The 14,303-nt window shown below is 64.5% G+C and carries 10 protein-coding genes and 1 pseudogene; 7 read left to right on the top strand and 4 right to left on the bottom strand.

Annotated elements, in window-relative coordinates:
* Positions 1-4 precede the first annotated feature (4 nt).
* A complete protein-coding gene (locus AB7M16_RS11165; RefSeq protein ID WP_453943918.1) occupies positions 5-3,124 on the top strand; it encodes an efflux RND transporter permease subunit in 3,120 nt (1,039 codons plus the stop codon).
* Positions 3,125-3,154: 30 nt separating this feature from the next.
* Entirely contained in the window at positions 3,155-3,526 is a 372-nt protein-coding gene (locus AB7M16_RS11160; protein WP_246571786.1) for a hypothetical protein, read from the top strand.
* 274 nt (positions 3,527-3,800) lie between these two features.
* Here the strand turns inward: AB7M16_RS11160 and AB7M16_RS11155 are convergent, their stop codons facing one another.
* From AB7M16_RS11155 to AB7M16_RS11140, 4 genes and pseudogenes are all read right to left on the bottom strand, one after another.
* Entirely contained in the window at positions 3,801-4,544 is a 744-nt protein-coding gene (locus AB7M16_RS11155) for an HAD family hydrolase (protein ID WP_453947162.1), read from the bottom strand.
* Positions 4,541-5,428, bottom strand: coding sequence for an oxygen-dependent coproporphyrinogen oxidase (gene hemF / locus AB7M16_RS11150; protein ID WP_453943917.1), 888 nt, complete (start codon positions 5,426-5,428; stop codon positions 4,541-4,543). Before hemF ends, AB7M16_RS11155 begins: the two co-directional genes overlap by 4 nt.
* Before the next feature lie 134 nt (positions 5,429-5,562).
* A pseudogene (gene queE / locus AB7M16_RS11145) lies at positions 5,563-6,196 on the bottom strand (7-carboxy-7-deazaguanine synthase).
* Positions 6,197-6,214: 18 nt separating this feature from the next.
* Positions 6,215-6,673: a tRNA (cytidine(34)-2'-O)-methyltransferase gene (locus AB7M16_RS11140; protein WP_172785912.1), complete on the bottom strand. Its 459-nt coding sequence runs from the start codon at positions 6,671-6,673 to the stop codon at positions 6,215-6,217.
* 279 nt (positions 6,674-6,952) lie between these two features.
* On the opposite strand from AB7M16_RS11140, the gene petA reads away from it, so the two are divergent.
* The 5 genes from petA to AB7M16_RS11115 all read left to right on the top strand — a co-directional run bounded on the left by petA (position 6,953) and on the right by AB7M16_RS11115 (position 14,273).
* Positions 6,953-7,483, top strand: a complete 531-nt coding sequence (petA, locus tag AB7M16_RS11135; RefSeq protein WP_172785913.1) for a ubiquinol-cytochrome c reductase iron-sulfur subunit — start codon at positions 6,953-6,955, stop codon at positions 7,481-7,483.
* 62 nt (positions 7,484-7,545) lie between these two features.
* Entirely contained in the window at positions 7,546-9,618 is a 2,073-nt protein-coding gene (fbcH, locus tag AB7M16_RS11130) for a cytochrome b/c1 (RefSeq protein WP_453943916.1), read from the top strand.
* Positions 9,619-9,860: 242 nt separating this feature from the next.
* Entirely contained in the window at positions 9,861-10,535 is a 675-nt protein-coding gene (locus AB7M16_RS11125) for a dienelactone hydrolase family protein (RefSeq protein ID WP_025038157.1), read from the top strand.
* A gap of 115 nt (positions 10,536-10,650) precedes the next feature.
* Positions 10,651-11,853, top strand: coding sequence for a DMP19 family protein (locus AB7M16_RS11120; RefSeq protein ID WP_453943915.1), 1,203 nt, complete (start codon positions 10,651-10,653; stop codon positions 11,851-11,853).
* A gap of 254 nt (positions 11,854-12,107) precedes the next feature.
* Entirely contained in the window at positions 12,108-14,273 is a 2,166-nt protein-coding gene (locus tag AB7M16_RS11115; RefSeq protein ID WP_453943914.1) for an anthranilate synthase component I, read from the top strand.
* Positions 14,274-14,303: the final 30 nt, after the last annotated feature.

Here is a 14,303-nt window from a genome sequence, read left to right as displayed (position 1 = left end):
GACCATGTTCAAGCTCATCGTCCAGACAAGCTTGCGCAATCGCCTGTTCGTGCTGGCGGTCGCCGCCGCGCTGGTCGGCTACGGCCTGGTCGTCCTGCCGAGCGTTTCGGTCGACGTCCTGCCGGACATCAACCGTCCGACCGTCAACATCTTGACCGAGGCAGAGGGATCGGCGCCCCAGGAGGTCGAGCAGCTGGTGACGTTCCCGATCGAGACGTCGATGAACGGCATGCCCGGCGTCATCCGCGTGCGCTCGGTCTCGGGCGTTGGTCTGTCGGTCGTCTATGTCGAGTTCGACTGGGGCGTCGAAATCTACCGCGCCCGGCAATTCGTCTCGGAGCGGCTGGCGCTGATCCGCGAGCAATTGCCGGCTTCGGCCAATCCCCAGATGGGCCCGGTGACCTCGATCATGGGCGAGATCATGCTGATCGCGCTGACGAGCGATGGCACGGCTTCACCCATGGATGTGCGCGAGATCGCTGACTTCGTCGTCCGGCCGCAACTCCTCGCCATTCCCGGCGTCGCCCAGGTGATACCCATCGGCGGCGAGGTCCGCCAATACCGCGTGACGCCGAACGTCGCCACCATGCAGGCGCTCGGGGTCACCCACGATCAGATCGAGCAGGCGGTCGCAAGGTTCGGCACCAATAGCGGCGGCGGCTTCGTCGACCAGCATGGCCGCGAATATCTGATCCGCAATGTCGGTCTCACCAGGCGTATCGAGGACCTCCGCAACACCGTCGTCGTCACCCGCGGAGAGCAGCCGATCCTGCTGAAGCAGGTTGCCTCGGTCGATTTTGCCGCGCGGACCAAGCGCGGTGACGCCGGATATGACGGCAAGCCCGCCGTCATCGTCAGCGTCATGAAGCAGCCGGCTGCGGATACTGTGGCGTTGACGCGCAATGTCGAGTCCACGCTGAAGGACCTGCAACGCACCATGCGCGGCGGGATCAACGTCACCAACGTGCAGTTCCGGCAGGCCACCTTCATCGAGACGTCGATCGGCAATGTCGAGCGCGTCCTGGCCGAGGCCGCAATCGTCGTAGCAATGGTCCTGTTCGTCTTCCTGATGAACGGTCGCGCCGCGTTCGTCTCGCTGACCGCCATTCCAATATCGATCCTGGTGACGGTCCTGGTGTTTCGCGCCTTCGGCCTCACGATCAACACCATGACGCTGGGCGGCCTCGCCATCGCGATCGGCGAGCTGGTCGACGATGCCGTGGTGGACGTCGAAAACATCCTGCGGCGCTTGCGCGAGAACGCTGCGTCGAGCACGCCGCGTCCTGTCCTCGACGTGATCTCCGGCGCGAGCCAGGAGGTTCGTTCCAGTATCGTCTATGCAACGATGATCATCGTTCTCGTCTTCGTGCCGCTGTTCGCCCTTCCGGGAATCGAAGGGCGGCTGTTCACGCCGCTTGGCGTGGCCTATGTGGTCTCGATCCTCGCCTCGCTGCTGACCTCGATCACAGTGACGCCGGTGCTGTCCTACTATCTGCTTTCGGGACGAGCTCATTCAGGTGACCGCGAGAGCTTTGTCGTCACGAAGCTGAAGCAGGCCAATCGGCGGGTGCTCGGCTGGGCCTTCGAGCGGAAGGGCCTGGTGCTGGTCTTCGTCGCCGCTGCGGTCGCGGTGGCGGGCTATGCGGCGAGCCAGATGCCGCGCAGCTTTCTTCCTCCCTTCAACGAGGGGACGCTGGTCCTGTCGCTGCAGTACAATCCAGGCATTTCGCTCGCGGAATCGAACCGTCTTGGCCTATTGGCGGAACAGTTGCTCGCAAAGGTGCCCGAGGTGAAATCGGTCGGGCGCCGCACCGGCCGCGCCGAGCTCGATGAGCACGCCGAAGGCGTGCACTACAGCGAGATCGATGTCGATCTCACACCGTCCAAGCGCCTGAAGGCGGACATCTATGCGAGCATCCGGGAAGTGCTGTCCGCGCTGCCGGCGTCGGTGGCCATCGGACAGCCGATCAGCCATCGCCTCGATCATCTCCAGTCGGGTATTCGTGCCCAGATCGTGCTCAAGATCTTCGGGCAGGACATCGAGATGTTGCGGCGGCTGTCCGAAACGGTGCGCCAGCGTCTGTCGACGATCCCGGGTCTGGTCGATCTCCAGGTCGAGAAGCAGGTGCTGATCCCGCAAGTGCGGGTCCAAATCGATCATGCCCGCGCCGCTCTTCACGGCCTGACGCCGGCTGCAGTCACCCAGGCACTCGACGCGCTGTCCAATGGCCGGAAGGTCTCCCAGATCGTCGACGGCAATCGCCGTTTCGACGTCGTGATGCGCCTGTCGGAGCAAGACCGTTCGACAACGGGACTGCACAATTTGCTCATCCCGACCGGCTCGGAGTTCGTCCCGCTGAGCGCTTTGGCCGACATCGTCGAGACAGACGGGCCGAACCAGATTCAGCGTGAGGGGACCCAGCGCAGGATCGTCGTCTACGGCAACGGGGACGGACGCCGCGACCTCGCCGATATCGCTGCCGACATTCAGAGGTCGGTTCGCGAACTCGATTTCCCGCAAGGCTACACGACCAGCCTCGAAGGCGCGTTCCAGGCCCAGCAGGAGGCGTCCTGGCGCATCGGCATTCTGTCGCTGGCGTCGATGGCGATGATCTTCGTCGTCCTCTACAGCCGCTACCGGTCGATCGCACTGGCGCTGATCATCATGGGCGGTATTCCGCTCGCCCTGATCGGCAGCGTCGCCGCGCTAGAGATCTCCGGGCAGCCCTTGTCGGTGGCCTCGATGATCGGTTTCATCACCCTGGCCGGCATCTCGGCGCGCAACGGCATCTTGAAGATCTCGCACTACGTCAATCTTGCCATCCACGAAGGCGAGCGTTTCGGGGCCGGGCTGGTCATTCGAGGCAGCATGGAGCGCCTCAGTCCGGTTCTGATGACGGCGCTTTGCGCCGGATTGGCGCTCACGCCGCTCTTGATCGGCGCGGACGAGCCGGGCCGGGAAATCCTGCACCCCGTGGCCGTGACGATCTTCGGCGGCCTGCTCAGCGCCACGGTCCTCGACACAATCGTGACCCCGATTCTGTTTCTGATGTTCGGCCAGCAGCCGCTGCAGCGGCTGGTGGCCGGACACGCCGCAACGTTCACTCCCGCGGAAGCCTATTGATGCGCGCGGAAAACCAAAGAGGAGCCCGCAATGAGAACGTATATCGGCCTTGCCATGACCGCTGTGATGATCGCGACGCTGGATGTTGCCGCGGCGCAGACCAAGGGCAGCAACGGCGGCCCCGTCGTCAAATCGCAAGGGCATCCGATCGAATTCGTCAGCAAGGGGACGGACATCGTCTTTTACGTCGGCGACGACGATGGATCGCCGCTTTCGACGAAGGATATGCGCGGACGCGCAACGATTCAGGATGGCGGCAAGACGGTCACCGTTTCGCTTGCGCCGGCCAATCCCAACATGATGACGGGAAAGCTGCAGGCCGAGTTGTCGCCGAAGGCGATCGTGGTGTTCTCCGGCAGCTTGCACGGTCATTCGCTGACCGCGAGATACGCTGCGCAATGATTGGCACGTTTTGGACGAGCCGGGCGGCGGCGGAACGGATCGTCTGCCATGCCCATCGAGAGGCAGAGCGGCGCCTCCGCCTCCGCCCGCACAACCGTGAGCGGCCCGGAAGGCCGCGCTGCAGGCACACCGCCGCAGAGATAGCGACGATGACATAATACCCCTGTTTTGCCCGACGGATCAAACAGATTTCGTGAAATCCGTAAGCCCTTGGTTTTGCAGCACCCGGCTACTGTGCATGGGGTTGTTTTCGCAGTTCTTGTTTGGGTTCGGATCATGCCCGGTCGGGCAGCAGCTCACCGAGCGAGCGGATGATGCGGTCGGGCTTGACCGTCGAGCCCTCCGGCAGGCCCTCGCCATGCACGTCCATCCAGATCGCATAGATGCCGAGACGCTGCGGCGTCACGACCTCCCATTCCAGATTGTCGCCGATCATCCAGGTATCTCCGGCGGTGACGCCGAGCGCCTCCATCGCGTGCAGATAGGCGCGCTCCTCGGGCTTGCCGAAGCCGTGCTCGCCTTCGATCTGGATGTGGTCGAAGCGATGCGCCAGTTCGAAGCGCTCGACCTTGGCGCGCTGCATGTCGGCGGCGCCGTTGGTGACCAGCGCGAGCTTGATGCCGAGCGCCTTGAACCGGTCGATCGCCTCATGCGCGCCGGGAAAGACGAACATCTCCTCCTCGCGGTAGGCGGTGAAGCGGTCGGCGAGGCGAATGGCGAGGTCGTCGGGCAGGGCGCGGTGGCCTGCGGCCGCGAGCGCGGCGAAGCCGCCCTTCACCGTCAGGTGCCGCGCCTCGGCGAGCTTCATCCGCCACGCTGCTTCCGCATTGGCCCAGAAGTTTCGCGCGAAGGCCAGCACCGCGGTTGCGACCATCGGCGGCGGCAGCGGGGCGAGTTCTTCGGCGAATTCGGCGGTGATCGTGTTCCAGGCGATCTCGGGCCGGCCATAGGCCGACAGGATGGTGTCGTCCATGTCGATCAGCATCGCGCGCGGAAGCGGCGGCAGCACGGCGTTCATGGCCACTTCACCTCCGGCGGCAGCGACGACAGGATCGAGTCCACATTGCCGCCGGTCTTCAGTCCGAAGATGGTGCCGCGGTCGTAGAGCAGGTTGAACTCGACATAGCGGCCGCGGCGGATCAGTTGCTCCTCGCGGTCCGCAGCCGTCCAGGCGCTGGCGAAATTGCGCCGCACGATCTCGGGATAGACCTTCAGGAAGGCGCGGCCGACATCCTGGGTGAAGGCGAGGTCGGCGTCCCAGTCGCCGCTGTCGTGCCAGTCGTAGAAGATGCCGCCGATGCCGCGCGCCTCTTTGCGGTGCGGCAGGTAGAAATACTCGTCGCACCACTTCTTGTACTTGTCGTAATCGGCAACGCCGCTCGGCTGCGCGCAGGCCAGTTTCATCGCGGCGTGGAAGGCGATGCTGTCGGGATCGTCCTGCGTCCGCCTTCGCTCCAGCACCGGCGTCAGGTCGGCGCCGCCGCCGAACCAGGCCTTCGTGGTGACGACGAAGCGCGTGTTCATGTGCACGGCGGGAACGTTCGGATTGCGCATGTGCGCGATCAGCGAGATGCCGGAAGCCCAGAATTTTGGATCCTCCGCAGCGCCGGGGATCTGGGCCCGGAATTCGGGTGCGAACTCGCCGTGCACCGTCGAGCAATGCACGCCGACCTTCTCGAACAGCCGGCCGTGCATCATCGACATCACGCCGCCGCCGCCGGCCGCGCCAGAGTGGTCGGTGCGCTGCCAGGGCGTGCGCTTGAAGCGGCCGGCTTCGCCCGGATGGAGGCTTTGCGGCGCTTCGTCCTCGAGCCGCTCGAAGCTCGCGCAGATGTCGTCGCGCAGGGCTTCGAACCAGCCGCGGGCGCGGGCCTTGCGGTCTTCGATCGTCGTGTCGTCCATCTGCATTCCCGGTCGCTTACCACGTGGAGTGTGCCGTAGGGTGGGCAAAGGCGCCCTTGCGCCGTGCCCACGTCTCTTACCGTCATCTTGAATCGTGGGCACGCTCCGCTTTGCCCACCCTACAAAATCATTTCCTATCTGATGCCGAGCGATTTGTGCGTCTGCACGCTGAGCCGCCATTGCGGATGGTGCAGGCAATAGTCGATCGCGCGCGCGCGTGTTCTCGATGACTTCGGGCCCGTCCATCGGCTGCAGCGAGAAGCGTTCGAAGGCGAGATCCTCGAATGCTTCGGGCATCGCCAGCGCCTGCGGATAGACCAGCTTCAGCTCGTGGCCGCGCCGCAGCACCAGCTCGCTGCCGCCCTTGGGGCTGACACAGATCCAGTCGAGCCCATCAGGAGCTGCGATCGTGCCGTTGGTCTCGACGCCGATCTCGAAGCCTCTTTCGTGCAGCGCGTCGATCAGCGCAGCGTCGACCTGGAGCAGCGGCTCGCCGCCGGTCAGCACCACGTAGCGATTGGCGGCAGCCGCTGTCCATTGCGCGGCGATGGTATCGGCGAGTTCCGCGGCCGAGCCGTAGCGCCCGCCGAGCGTGCCGTCGGTGCCGACGAAATCGGTGTCGCAGAACTTGCAAGTTGCCTCGCTGCGGTCGGCCTCGCGGCCGCTCCAGAGGTTGCAGCCGGCAAAGCGGCAGAACACCGACGCGCGTCCGGCATGGGCGCCTTCGCCTTGCAGGGTCAGGAAGATTTCCTTGACCGCGTAACTCAAGCCTCTCTCCTCAATCTCTCAAACTTGCGGGTTCCGGGTTTGCCGCAGCGCCTCGCCGGCGGCCATGGCCACGCTCATGGCCACATTGAGCGACCGCAGCCCCGCGTTGATCGGGATCACCAGGCGCGCATCGGCGGCCTCGACGACCGCGTCGGTGACGCCGGCGCTCTCGCGCCCGAATAGCAGGATGTCCGAGCTCTGGTAATGAAAATCGCGGTAATCGGTGGCAGCCTTGGTGGTGAACAGCAGCAGCCGCTGGCCCTGGCCTGCGCGCCAGTCCTCGAATGTCGCCCAGGAGACGTGGCGGGTCAGCCTGACATGGTCGAGGTAGTCCATTCCCGCCCGGCGGAACAGACGGTCGGACACGGGGAAGCCCGCGGGTTCGATGATATGGGCATCCAGCCCCAAGCAGGCACAGAGGCGAAGAATCGTGCCGGTGTTCTGGGGGATGTCAGGCTGGAAAAGCGCGATCTGCATGGGCGGCGGCGAGTTGGCTTGCGGGCGCAAAATGTCTCAATAAAACATCGCCCGCCCGGGAATTCGTGCATTGCACGCTCCCACGCCGTTAGCGGGCTTGCGCTCGCCCGGCAAGGGTGCCAATAGAACGATTCTGGACTGCTGTTTCACCCGTTTAGAGGTGAACAAGCCAAGTTCTGCCGCCGCGGGGGGCCGCGGGCGCCGGCAGCCTTTCCGGGGACCTCTTGGGCGCCCCTCGGAGCGGTTCCACCGGTAGCACAAGAAGAAAGGGTTGGAATCGTGACGACAGCGTCTTCGGCGGACCATCCGACACGCCGTGATTTCTTATTCGTTGCAACGGGGGCAGCTGCAGCAGTAGGGGGCGCGGCCGCGCTCTGGCCCTTCATCTCCCAAATGAATCCGGATGCCTCGACCATCGCCGCCGGCGCGCCGATCGAGGTCGATCTCAGCCCGATCGCGGAAGGCCAGGACATCAAGGTGTTCTGGCGCGGCAAGCCGATCTACATCAGCCACCGTACCAAGAAGCAGATCGACGAAGCGCGCGCCGTCAACGTGGCGAGCCTGCCCGATCCGCAGTCCGACGAGGCCCGCGTCAAGTCTGGTCACGAGCAGTGGCTGGTCGTGATCGGCATCTGCACCCATCTCGGCTGTATCCCGATCGCTCATGAAGGCAGCTACGACGGGTTCTTCTGCCCCTGCCATGGTTCGCAGTACGATTCGTCCGGCCGCATCCGCCAGGGGCCTGCGCCCTCGAATCTGCCGGTGCCGCCGTACCAGTTCGTTTCCGACACCAAAATCCAGATCGGCTGAGCTTCGGATCTTCGTCCGAAGCTTCGCGCCGTCTCGTCGTACTATTTCCTCAGGATCGCATCATGAGCGGACCATCCGACTACCAGCCGAGCAATCCGGCCCTGCAATGGATCGAGCGGCGTCTGCCGATCTTTGGTCTCATCCACTCCTCCTTCGTCGCCTATCCCACCCCGCGCAACCTGAACTATTGGTGGACCTTCGGCGCCATCCTCTCATTCATGCTCGGGATGCAGATCCTGACCGGCGTGATCCTGGCGATGCACTACACGCCGAACGCCGATCTCGCCTTCAAGTCGGTCGAGCTGATCGTCCGTGACGTGAACTACGGCTGGCTGCTGCGCAACATGCACGCGGTCGGCGCCTCGATGTTCTTCGTCGCCGTCTACGTCCACATGTTCCGCGGCCTGTACTACGGGTCGTACAAGGAGCCGCGCGAGGTGCTGTGGATCCTCGGCGTCATCATCTACCTCCTGATGATGGCGACCGGCTTCATGGGCTACGTGCTGCCGTGGGGCCAGATGAGCTTCTGGGGCGCCACCGTCATCACCAACCTGTTCTCCGCCATTCCCTATGTCGGCGAGAGCATCGTGACGCTGCTGTGGGGCGGCTATGCGGTCGGCAACCCGACGCTGAACCGCTTCTTCTCGCTGCACTATCTCTTGCCGTTCGTGATCGCGGGCGTCGTCGTGCTGCACGTCTGGGCGCTGCACGTGGCCGGCCAGAACAACCCTGATGGCGTCGAGCCGAAGACGGAAAAGGACACGGTGCCGTTCACGCCGCATGCCACCATCAAGGACATGTTCGGCGTCACCTGCTTCATGCTGCTGTACGCCTGGTTCATCTTCTACATGCCAAACTATCTCGGCGACGCCGACAACTACATTCCGGCGAACCCGGGCGTGACGCCGCCGCACATCGTGCCGGAATGGTATTACCTGCCGTTCTACGCGATCCTGCGCTCGATCCCGAACAAGCTCGCGGGCGTCATCGCGATGTTCGGAGCGATCATCATCCTGTGCTTCCTGCCCTGGCTCGATGCCGCCAAGACGAAGTCGTCGAAGTACCGTCCGCTCGCCAAGCAGTTCTTCTGGATCTTCGTCGTGGTCTGCATTCTGCTCGGCTATCTCGGTGCGCAGCCGCCGGAGGGCATCTACGTGGTCGCCGGCCGCGTCCTGACGGTCTGCTACTTCGCCTACTTCCTGATCGTGCTGCCGCTGCTCTCGCGCATCGAGAAGCCGCGGCCGGTGCCGAACTCGATCTCGGATGCCGTGCTGGCCAAGACCGGCAGCCGGTCGACGCCGATGGTCTCGACCGCGATCGTGCTGGCGCTCGCCGGTTCGCTGTTCGCGGGCTCGATCGACAGCGCGAAGGCGTCCGAAGGCAGCGACACGCCCCCCGGCAACAAATGGTCGTTCTCGGGCCCTTTCGGTAAGTTCGATCGCGGCGCGCTGCAGCGCGGCCTGAAGGTCTACAAGGAGGTCTGCGCCAGCTGCCACGGCCTGTCCTACATCGCCTTCCGCAACCTCGCCGAGCCCGGCGGGCCCAGCTATTCCGTGGCGCAGGCGGCGGCCTTCGCCTCCGAGTATAAGGTCAAGGACGGTCCGAACGATGCCGGCGACATGTTCGAGCGGCCGGGCCGGCCGGCGGACTATTTCCCCTCGCCGTTCCCGAACGAGCAGGCCGCGCGTGCGGCGAACGGCGGCGCGGCGCCGCCCGACCTGTCCCTGATTACCAAGGCGCGCTCCTACAAGCGCGGCTTCCCCTGGTTCATCTTCGACGTCTTCACCCAGTACCAGGAGCAGGGGCCCGACTATGTCGCCGCGGTGCTGCAGGGCTATGAGGAGAAGGTGCCGGAGGGCGTCACCATCCCGGAGGGCTCGTACTACAACAAGTACTTCCCCGGTCACGCCATCAAGATGCCGAAGCCGCTCAGCGACGGCCAGGTGACCTTTGACGACGGCGCGCCGACCACGGTCGCGCAGTACGCCAAGGACGTCACCACCTTCCTGATGTGGACCGCCGAGCCGCACATGGAAGCGCGCAAGCGCCTCGGCTTCCAGGTCTTCGTGTTCCTGATCATCTTCGTGGGCCTGATGTACTTCACCAAGAAGAAGGTCTGGGCCGACTCGCACTGAGCGGCTTGGCGCGAAACGAGAATGAAGAAGCCCCCGCAAGGGGGCTTTTTTGTTGAGCCGTCATTCCGGGGCGATGCGTAGCATCGAACCCGGAATCCATTCATCCACCAGCTCCGCGGCCCAATGGATTCCGGGCTCGCGCTATCGCGCGCCCCGGAATGACGAGAGTGTGGATTGCGTCACACCCCCGCACCCGCCAAAATACCCCCAACCGATCCCCCAGAAACTCACCGGAGGACACCATGGGAACCAGCATCACCTTCAAGCGCCCGGACGGCAAGGACGCCTCGGGCTATCTCGCCAACGCCGCGCGCGGCAATGCGCCGGGCGTTGTCGTGATCCAGGAATGGTGGGGCCTGTCGGACCAGATCAAGGGCCTGTGCGACCGCTTCGCGCTGGCCGGTTTCGACGCGCTGGCGCCCGATCTCTACAAGGGCAAGGTGGTGCCGTATCACGATACGGACAGCGCCAACAAGGAGATGAACTCGCTCGACTTCATGGACGCCACTACGCAGACCGTCCGCGGTGCCGCGCAATATCTGTCGCGCAACGGCGCCAAGGTCGGGCTGACCGGCTTCTGCCTCGGCGGCGCCGTCACCATCATCGGCGCGACCAAGATCCCGGAGCTCGCGGCCGGCGTCGTGTTCTACGGCATCCCGCCCGAGCAGGCCGCCAAGCCCGCCGACGTCAAGATCCCGCTCCAGGCCCATTTCGCCAACAAGGACGATTGGTGCACACCGGAGCTGGTCAACGGCTTCGAGAAGGCCATGAAGGCGGCCGGCAAGTCGCTGGAGCTGTTCCGCTATGACGCCGAGCACGCCTTCGTCAACGAGCAGCGCCAGGCCGTGCACGACCGCGAAGCCGCCGAGCTCGCCTGGGGCCGGGCGACGGAGTTTTTCCGGAAGCATCTGGGGTAGCAGCAGCAGTGGTGCGGGTCGATCTGCGCACGTGTTGCATCGCTATTGATAACAGCTCGCTGCAATCATAGGCTGCAGCCGTGTAGCCCTTCGCTACGCGACTGTGGAGGGGGTGATGATTGTGGATGGTCGGTTGACGACGGTTGTTTTGCCTCGCGAGCGGCTGGAGGCGCCCGAGGACCCTGAGAAGGCCGAATATCTAACCCACGCAGTGGTCGACTACGTCAACCAAATGCAACGCGTCGGCGTGTACTCCGGACGTGAACTGCCCGCTGTGGCCATGCAGGCCTATCACGCAGACTACTATCTCGCTCAGGTCAACAACGGCGGTCACAGCCAGTTCATCGGTAACACGGGCGTTTCGATGCTTCCCACGACGTCTGGCGATGCGCTCGCCGGACTCGAGGCGATGGGAGCGAGCGCGCAACATCGTATATTGCAGGAAATGATCGCCTGGGTAGGGGATAATCCCCAAGAGAGCGCGCAGCAGAACGGCTTCGAGAACCGGGCCTCGGAGCTCGATGCGCTTGATCGTCGCTTCTATGAAGCAGAACGACAGCAACCAATGACACAACTTGCAGCCCGATGGATCGCAAGCTGGCCCGAATTGCATGCTGTCGCGCAGGAACAGTACGCCTCCGAAATCGAACGGCTTGCGCAACTTAACCCACATCTGTCGCAACGTCGGATCTGGCTGAGCGTTCGCCACATCAGCTCCCAGATCACCGACCGCCTGCAGCTCACGATCGCCGCCGCGTGCGGGGCGGTGAGGCCTGACCCGGAGCTCAAGGTTCAGGCGTTCGCGGGAAGCAATATGGATGCTGAAGGGGCGCAGGGCATTGCCATTGGCGTCAAGACTGACAAGGGTTCGCGCCTGTGCGTTTACGAGGAGGCGGGTGGAGAACTTTACGAATTCGGCCCAGGCAGCCAGAGCCCGCAGCCGTCGGACATGCATGAAGTATTGAAGAGCTTTCCGCCCACACTGGTGGGCGCGCGGTTGTCGACGGTAGGCGCTGACACGATCCGGAATTTCTTGAGAGTTGCCGAGCAAAATCTGGCGGCCGAGGCCATCGACCTGCTGTTGCGAAAGTTGGATCTGGATCCGGCCGCGATGATCACGGCGCTACGCGTGAGCGACGATCATGCCACATGGTGTGCGGTCACAGGAAAGACAGGTGTTATGGTTGAAACCTTGGCTGACCGTAGCAATGTCGTCGAACCCGACGGTGAACTTCTGCTCACGGTAACGCGAGCCGAGATCGAGCGTCATGCTTCGGACGCGGCCATAGGGCGCGACAGCCTACAGATGCGGGCTTGAAGCGGCTGAGACCTGGCCGTCGCCATTTTGGCAATTGAAGCCGCCCCAGCCACCCTTGACGCCGCCCTCGCGCCATGGTGAGTATCCGCCCATGAGCACCGCCTTCCGCCCAGCCCGTCTTTGGTGGCGCACCTCCTAACGAGGTGGCCGGTGCGATTTCATTTCTCAAAATCGCTAGAGGTCGCCACGCAGTGCGGCGGCCCGATCGTTTGTCCTGTGTGGCGTTCCCTCGGCAAGTTTCGTAAGAGGACGACATGAACAGGACAGTCTTTGCCCTCCCGGCCCGAAGCGACTACGTGACCCGCGCGGGTCTTGCGATCACGCGTGTGGCGGAGCAATTCACTGGCGGCGCCAACAGGCTCGACGATCTCGTCAGTCTGCTCGACCGCCGCCGCGGCGTGGTGCTGTCCTCGGGCACGACCGTGCCCGGCCGCTACGAGAGCTTCGACCTCGGCTTCTCCGATCCGCCGCTCAAGCTCGAGACGGTTGGCGTCGACTTCAAGCTGGAAGCGCTGAACGCGCGCGGAGAGGTGCTGATCGCCTTCCTCGGCGACGTCCTGCGCGAACCCTGTGTCGTCATCTCCGAGAAGACGGCGACGCGCCTTGCCGGCCACATCATCCGCGGCGATGCGCCGGTCGAGGAGGACCAGCGCACGCGGCGTGCCAGCGTGATGTCGCTGGTGCGCGACCTCGTCGCCGCCTTCTCCGCTGGCGATGACGGCCTGCTCGGCCTGTTCGGCGCCTTCGCCTACGACCTCGTCTTTCAGATCGAGGACCTCGTGCAGAAGCGTCCGCGCGAGGCCGACCAGCGCGACATCGTGCTGTACGTGCCCGATCGCCTGCTGGCTTATGATCGCGCCACCGGCCGCGGCGTGGTGCTCACTTACGATTTTGCCTGGAAGGGCAAATCGACCGAAGGCCTGCCGCGCGAGACCGCCGACAGCCCCTACCTTAAGACGCCGCGCCAGGGCTTTGCCGATCACGCGCCCGGCGAATATCAGGCCACGGTGGAGACAGCGCGCGCCGCCTTCGCCCGCGGCGACCTGTTCGAGGCCGTGCCCGGCCAGCTTTTCGCCGAGCCCTGCGACCGCTCACCGGCCGAAGTGTTCCAGCGCCTCTGCGTCATCAACCCGTCGCCCTATGGCGCGCTGATGAATCTCGGCGAGGGCGAATTTCTGGTCTCGGCGTCGCCCGAAATGTTCGTGCGCTCGGACGGCCGCCGCGTCGAGACCTGCCCGATCTCGGGCACGATTGCGCGCGGCCTTGATGCGATCGGCGATGCCGAGCAGATCCGCCAGCTCCTGAACTCGGAGAAGGACGAGTTCGAGCTCAACATGTGCACCGACGTCGACCGTAACGACAAGGCACGCGTCTGCGTCCCCGGCACCATCAAGGTGCTGGCACGCCGCCAGATCGAGACGTACTCAAAACTGTTCCACACCGTCGACCACGTCGAGGGCATGCTGCGCCCCGGCTTCGACGCGCTCGATGCCTTCCTCACCCATGCCTGGGCGGTCACCGTCACGGGTGCGCCAAAGCTGTGGGCGATGCAGTTCGTCGAGGACCACGAGCGCTCGCCGCGGCGCTGGTATGCCGGTGCGATCGGTGCGGTGAATTTCGACGGCAGCATCAACACCGGCCTCACCATCCGCACCATCCGCATGAAGGATGGCCTCGCCGAAGTGCGCGTCGGTGCCACCTGCCTGTTCGATTCCGATCCCGCCGCGGAAGATCGCGAATGCCAGGTCAAGGCCGCCGCGCTGTTCCAGGCGCTGCGCGGCGATCCGCCGAAGCCGCTCTCGACCTTTGCGCCCGATGCCACCGGCTCGGGCAAGCAGGTGCTGCTGATCGACCACGACGACAGCTTCGTGCATATGCTCGCCGATTATTTCCGCCAGGTCGGCGCCAGCGTCACCGTGGTCCGCTATGTGCATGCGCTCGACATGCTCAAGCAGAAGAGGTGGGATTTGCTGGTGTTGTCACCCGGCCCCGGGCGTCCTGAGGATTTCGGGATCAAGACAACAATCGACGCGGCGCTGGAGAAGAAGCTGCCGGTGTTCGGCGTCTGCCTCGGCGTGCAGGCGATCGGCGAATATTTCGGCGGCGAGCTCGGCCAGCTCACCCATCCCGCCCACGGCCGGCCCTCACGGGTGCAGGTGCGCGGCGGGCGGCTGATGCGCAACCTGCCGAACGAGATCGTCATCGGACGCTATCACTCGCTCTATGTCGAGCGCGACAGCATGCCGGAGGTACTCAGCGTCACCGCGAGCACCCAGGACGGCGTCGCCATGGCGCTGGAGCACAAGACCCTGCCGGTCGCCGGCGTGCAATTCCACCCGGAATCGCTGATGTCGCTCGGCGGCGAGGTGGGGTTACGTATCGTCGAAAACGCGTTCCGGCTGGATGCTGGGGCGAATTGAGTATGGACCGTCATTGCGAGGAGCCCGCGA

The organism is Bradyrhizobium sp. USDA 372 (genome assembly GCF_053629095.1).
The sequence above is the reverse complement of the archived record's forward strand: the minus strand, read 5'-3'. Positions and strand labels throughout refer to the sequence as shown.

Excerpts from the sequence above, each read along its gene's own strand:
- AB7M16_RS11165 (WP_453943918.1), top strand. The coding sequence starts at position 5 with ATGTTCAAGCTCATCGTCCAGACAAGCTTGCGCAATCGCCTGTTCGTG.
- AB7M16_RS11160 (WP_246571786.1), top strand. The coding sequence starts at position 3,155 with ATGAGAACGTATATCGGCCTTGCCATGACCGCTGTGATGATCGCGACG.
- AB7M16_RS11155 (WP_453947162.1), bottom strand. The coding sequence starts at position 4,544 with ATGAACGCCGTGCTGCCGCCGCTTCCGCGCGCGATGCTGATCGACATG.
- hemF (WP_453943917.1), bottom strand. The coding sequence starts at position 5,428 with ATGGACGACACGACGATCGAAGACCGCAAGGCCCGCGCCCGCGGCTGG.
- AB7M16_RS11140 (WP_172785912.1), bottom strand. The coding sequence starts at position 6,673 with ATGCAGATCGCGCTTTTCCAGCCTGACATCCCCCAGAACACCGGCACG.
- fbcH (WP_453943916.1), top strand. The coding sequence starts at position 7,546 with ATGAGCGGACCATCCGACTACCAGCCGAGCAATCCGGCCCTGCAATGG.
- AB7M16_RS11125 (WP_025038157.1), top strand. The coding sequence starts at position 9,861 with ATGGGAACCAGCATCACCTTCAAGCGCCCGGACGGCAAGGACGCCTCG.
- AB7M16_RS11120 (WP_453943915.1), top strand. The coding sequence starts at position 10,651 with ATGATTGTGGATGGTCGGTTGACGACGGTTGTTTTGCCTCGCGAGCGG.
- AB7M16_RS11115 (WP_453943914.1), top strand. The coding sequence starts at position 12,108 with ATGAACAGGACAGTCTTTGCCCTCCCGGCCCGAAGCGACTACGTGACC.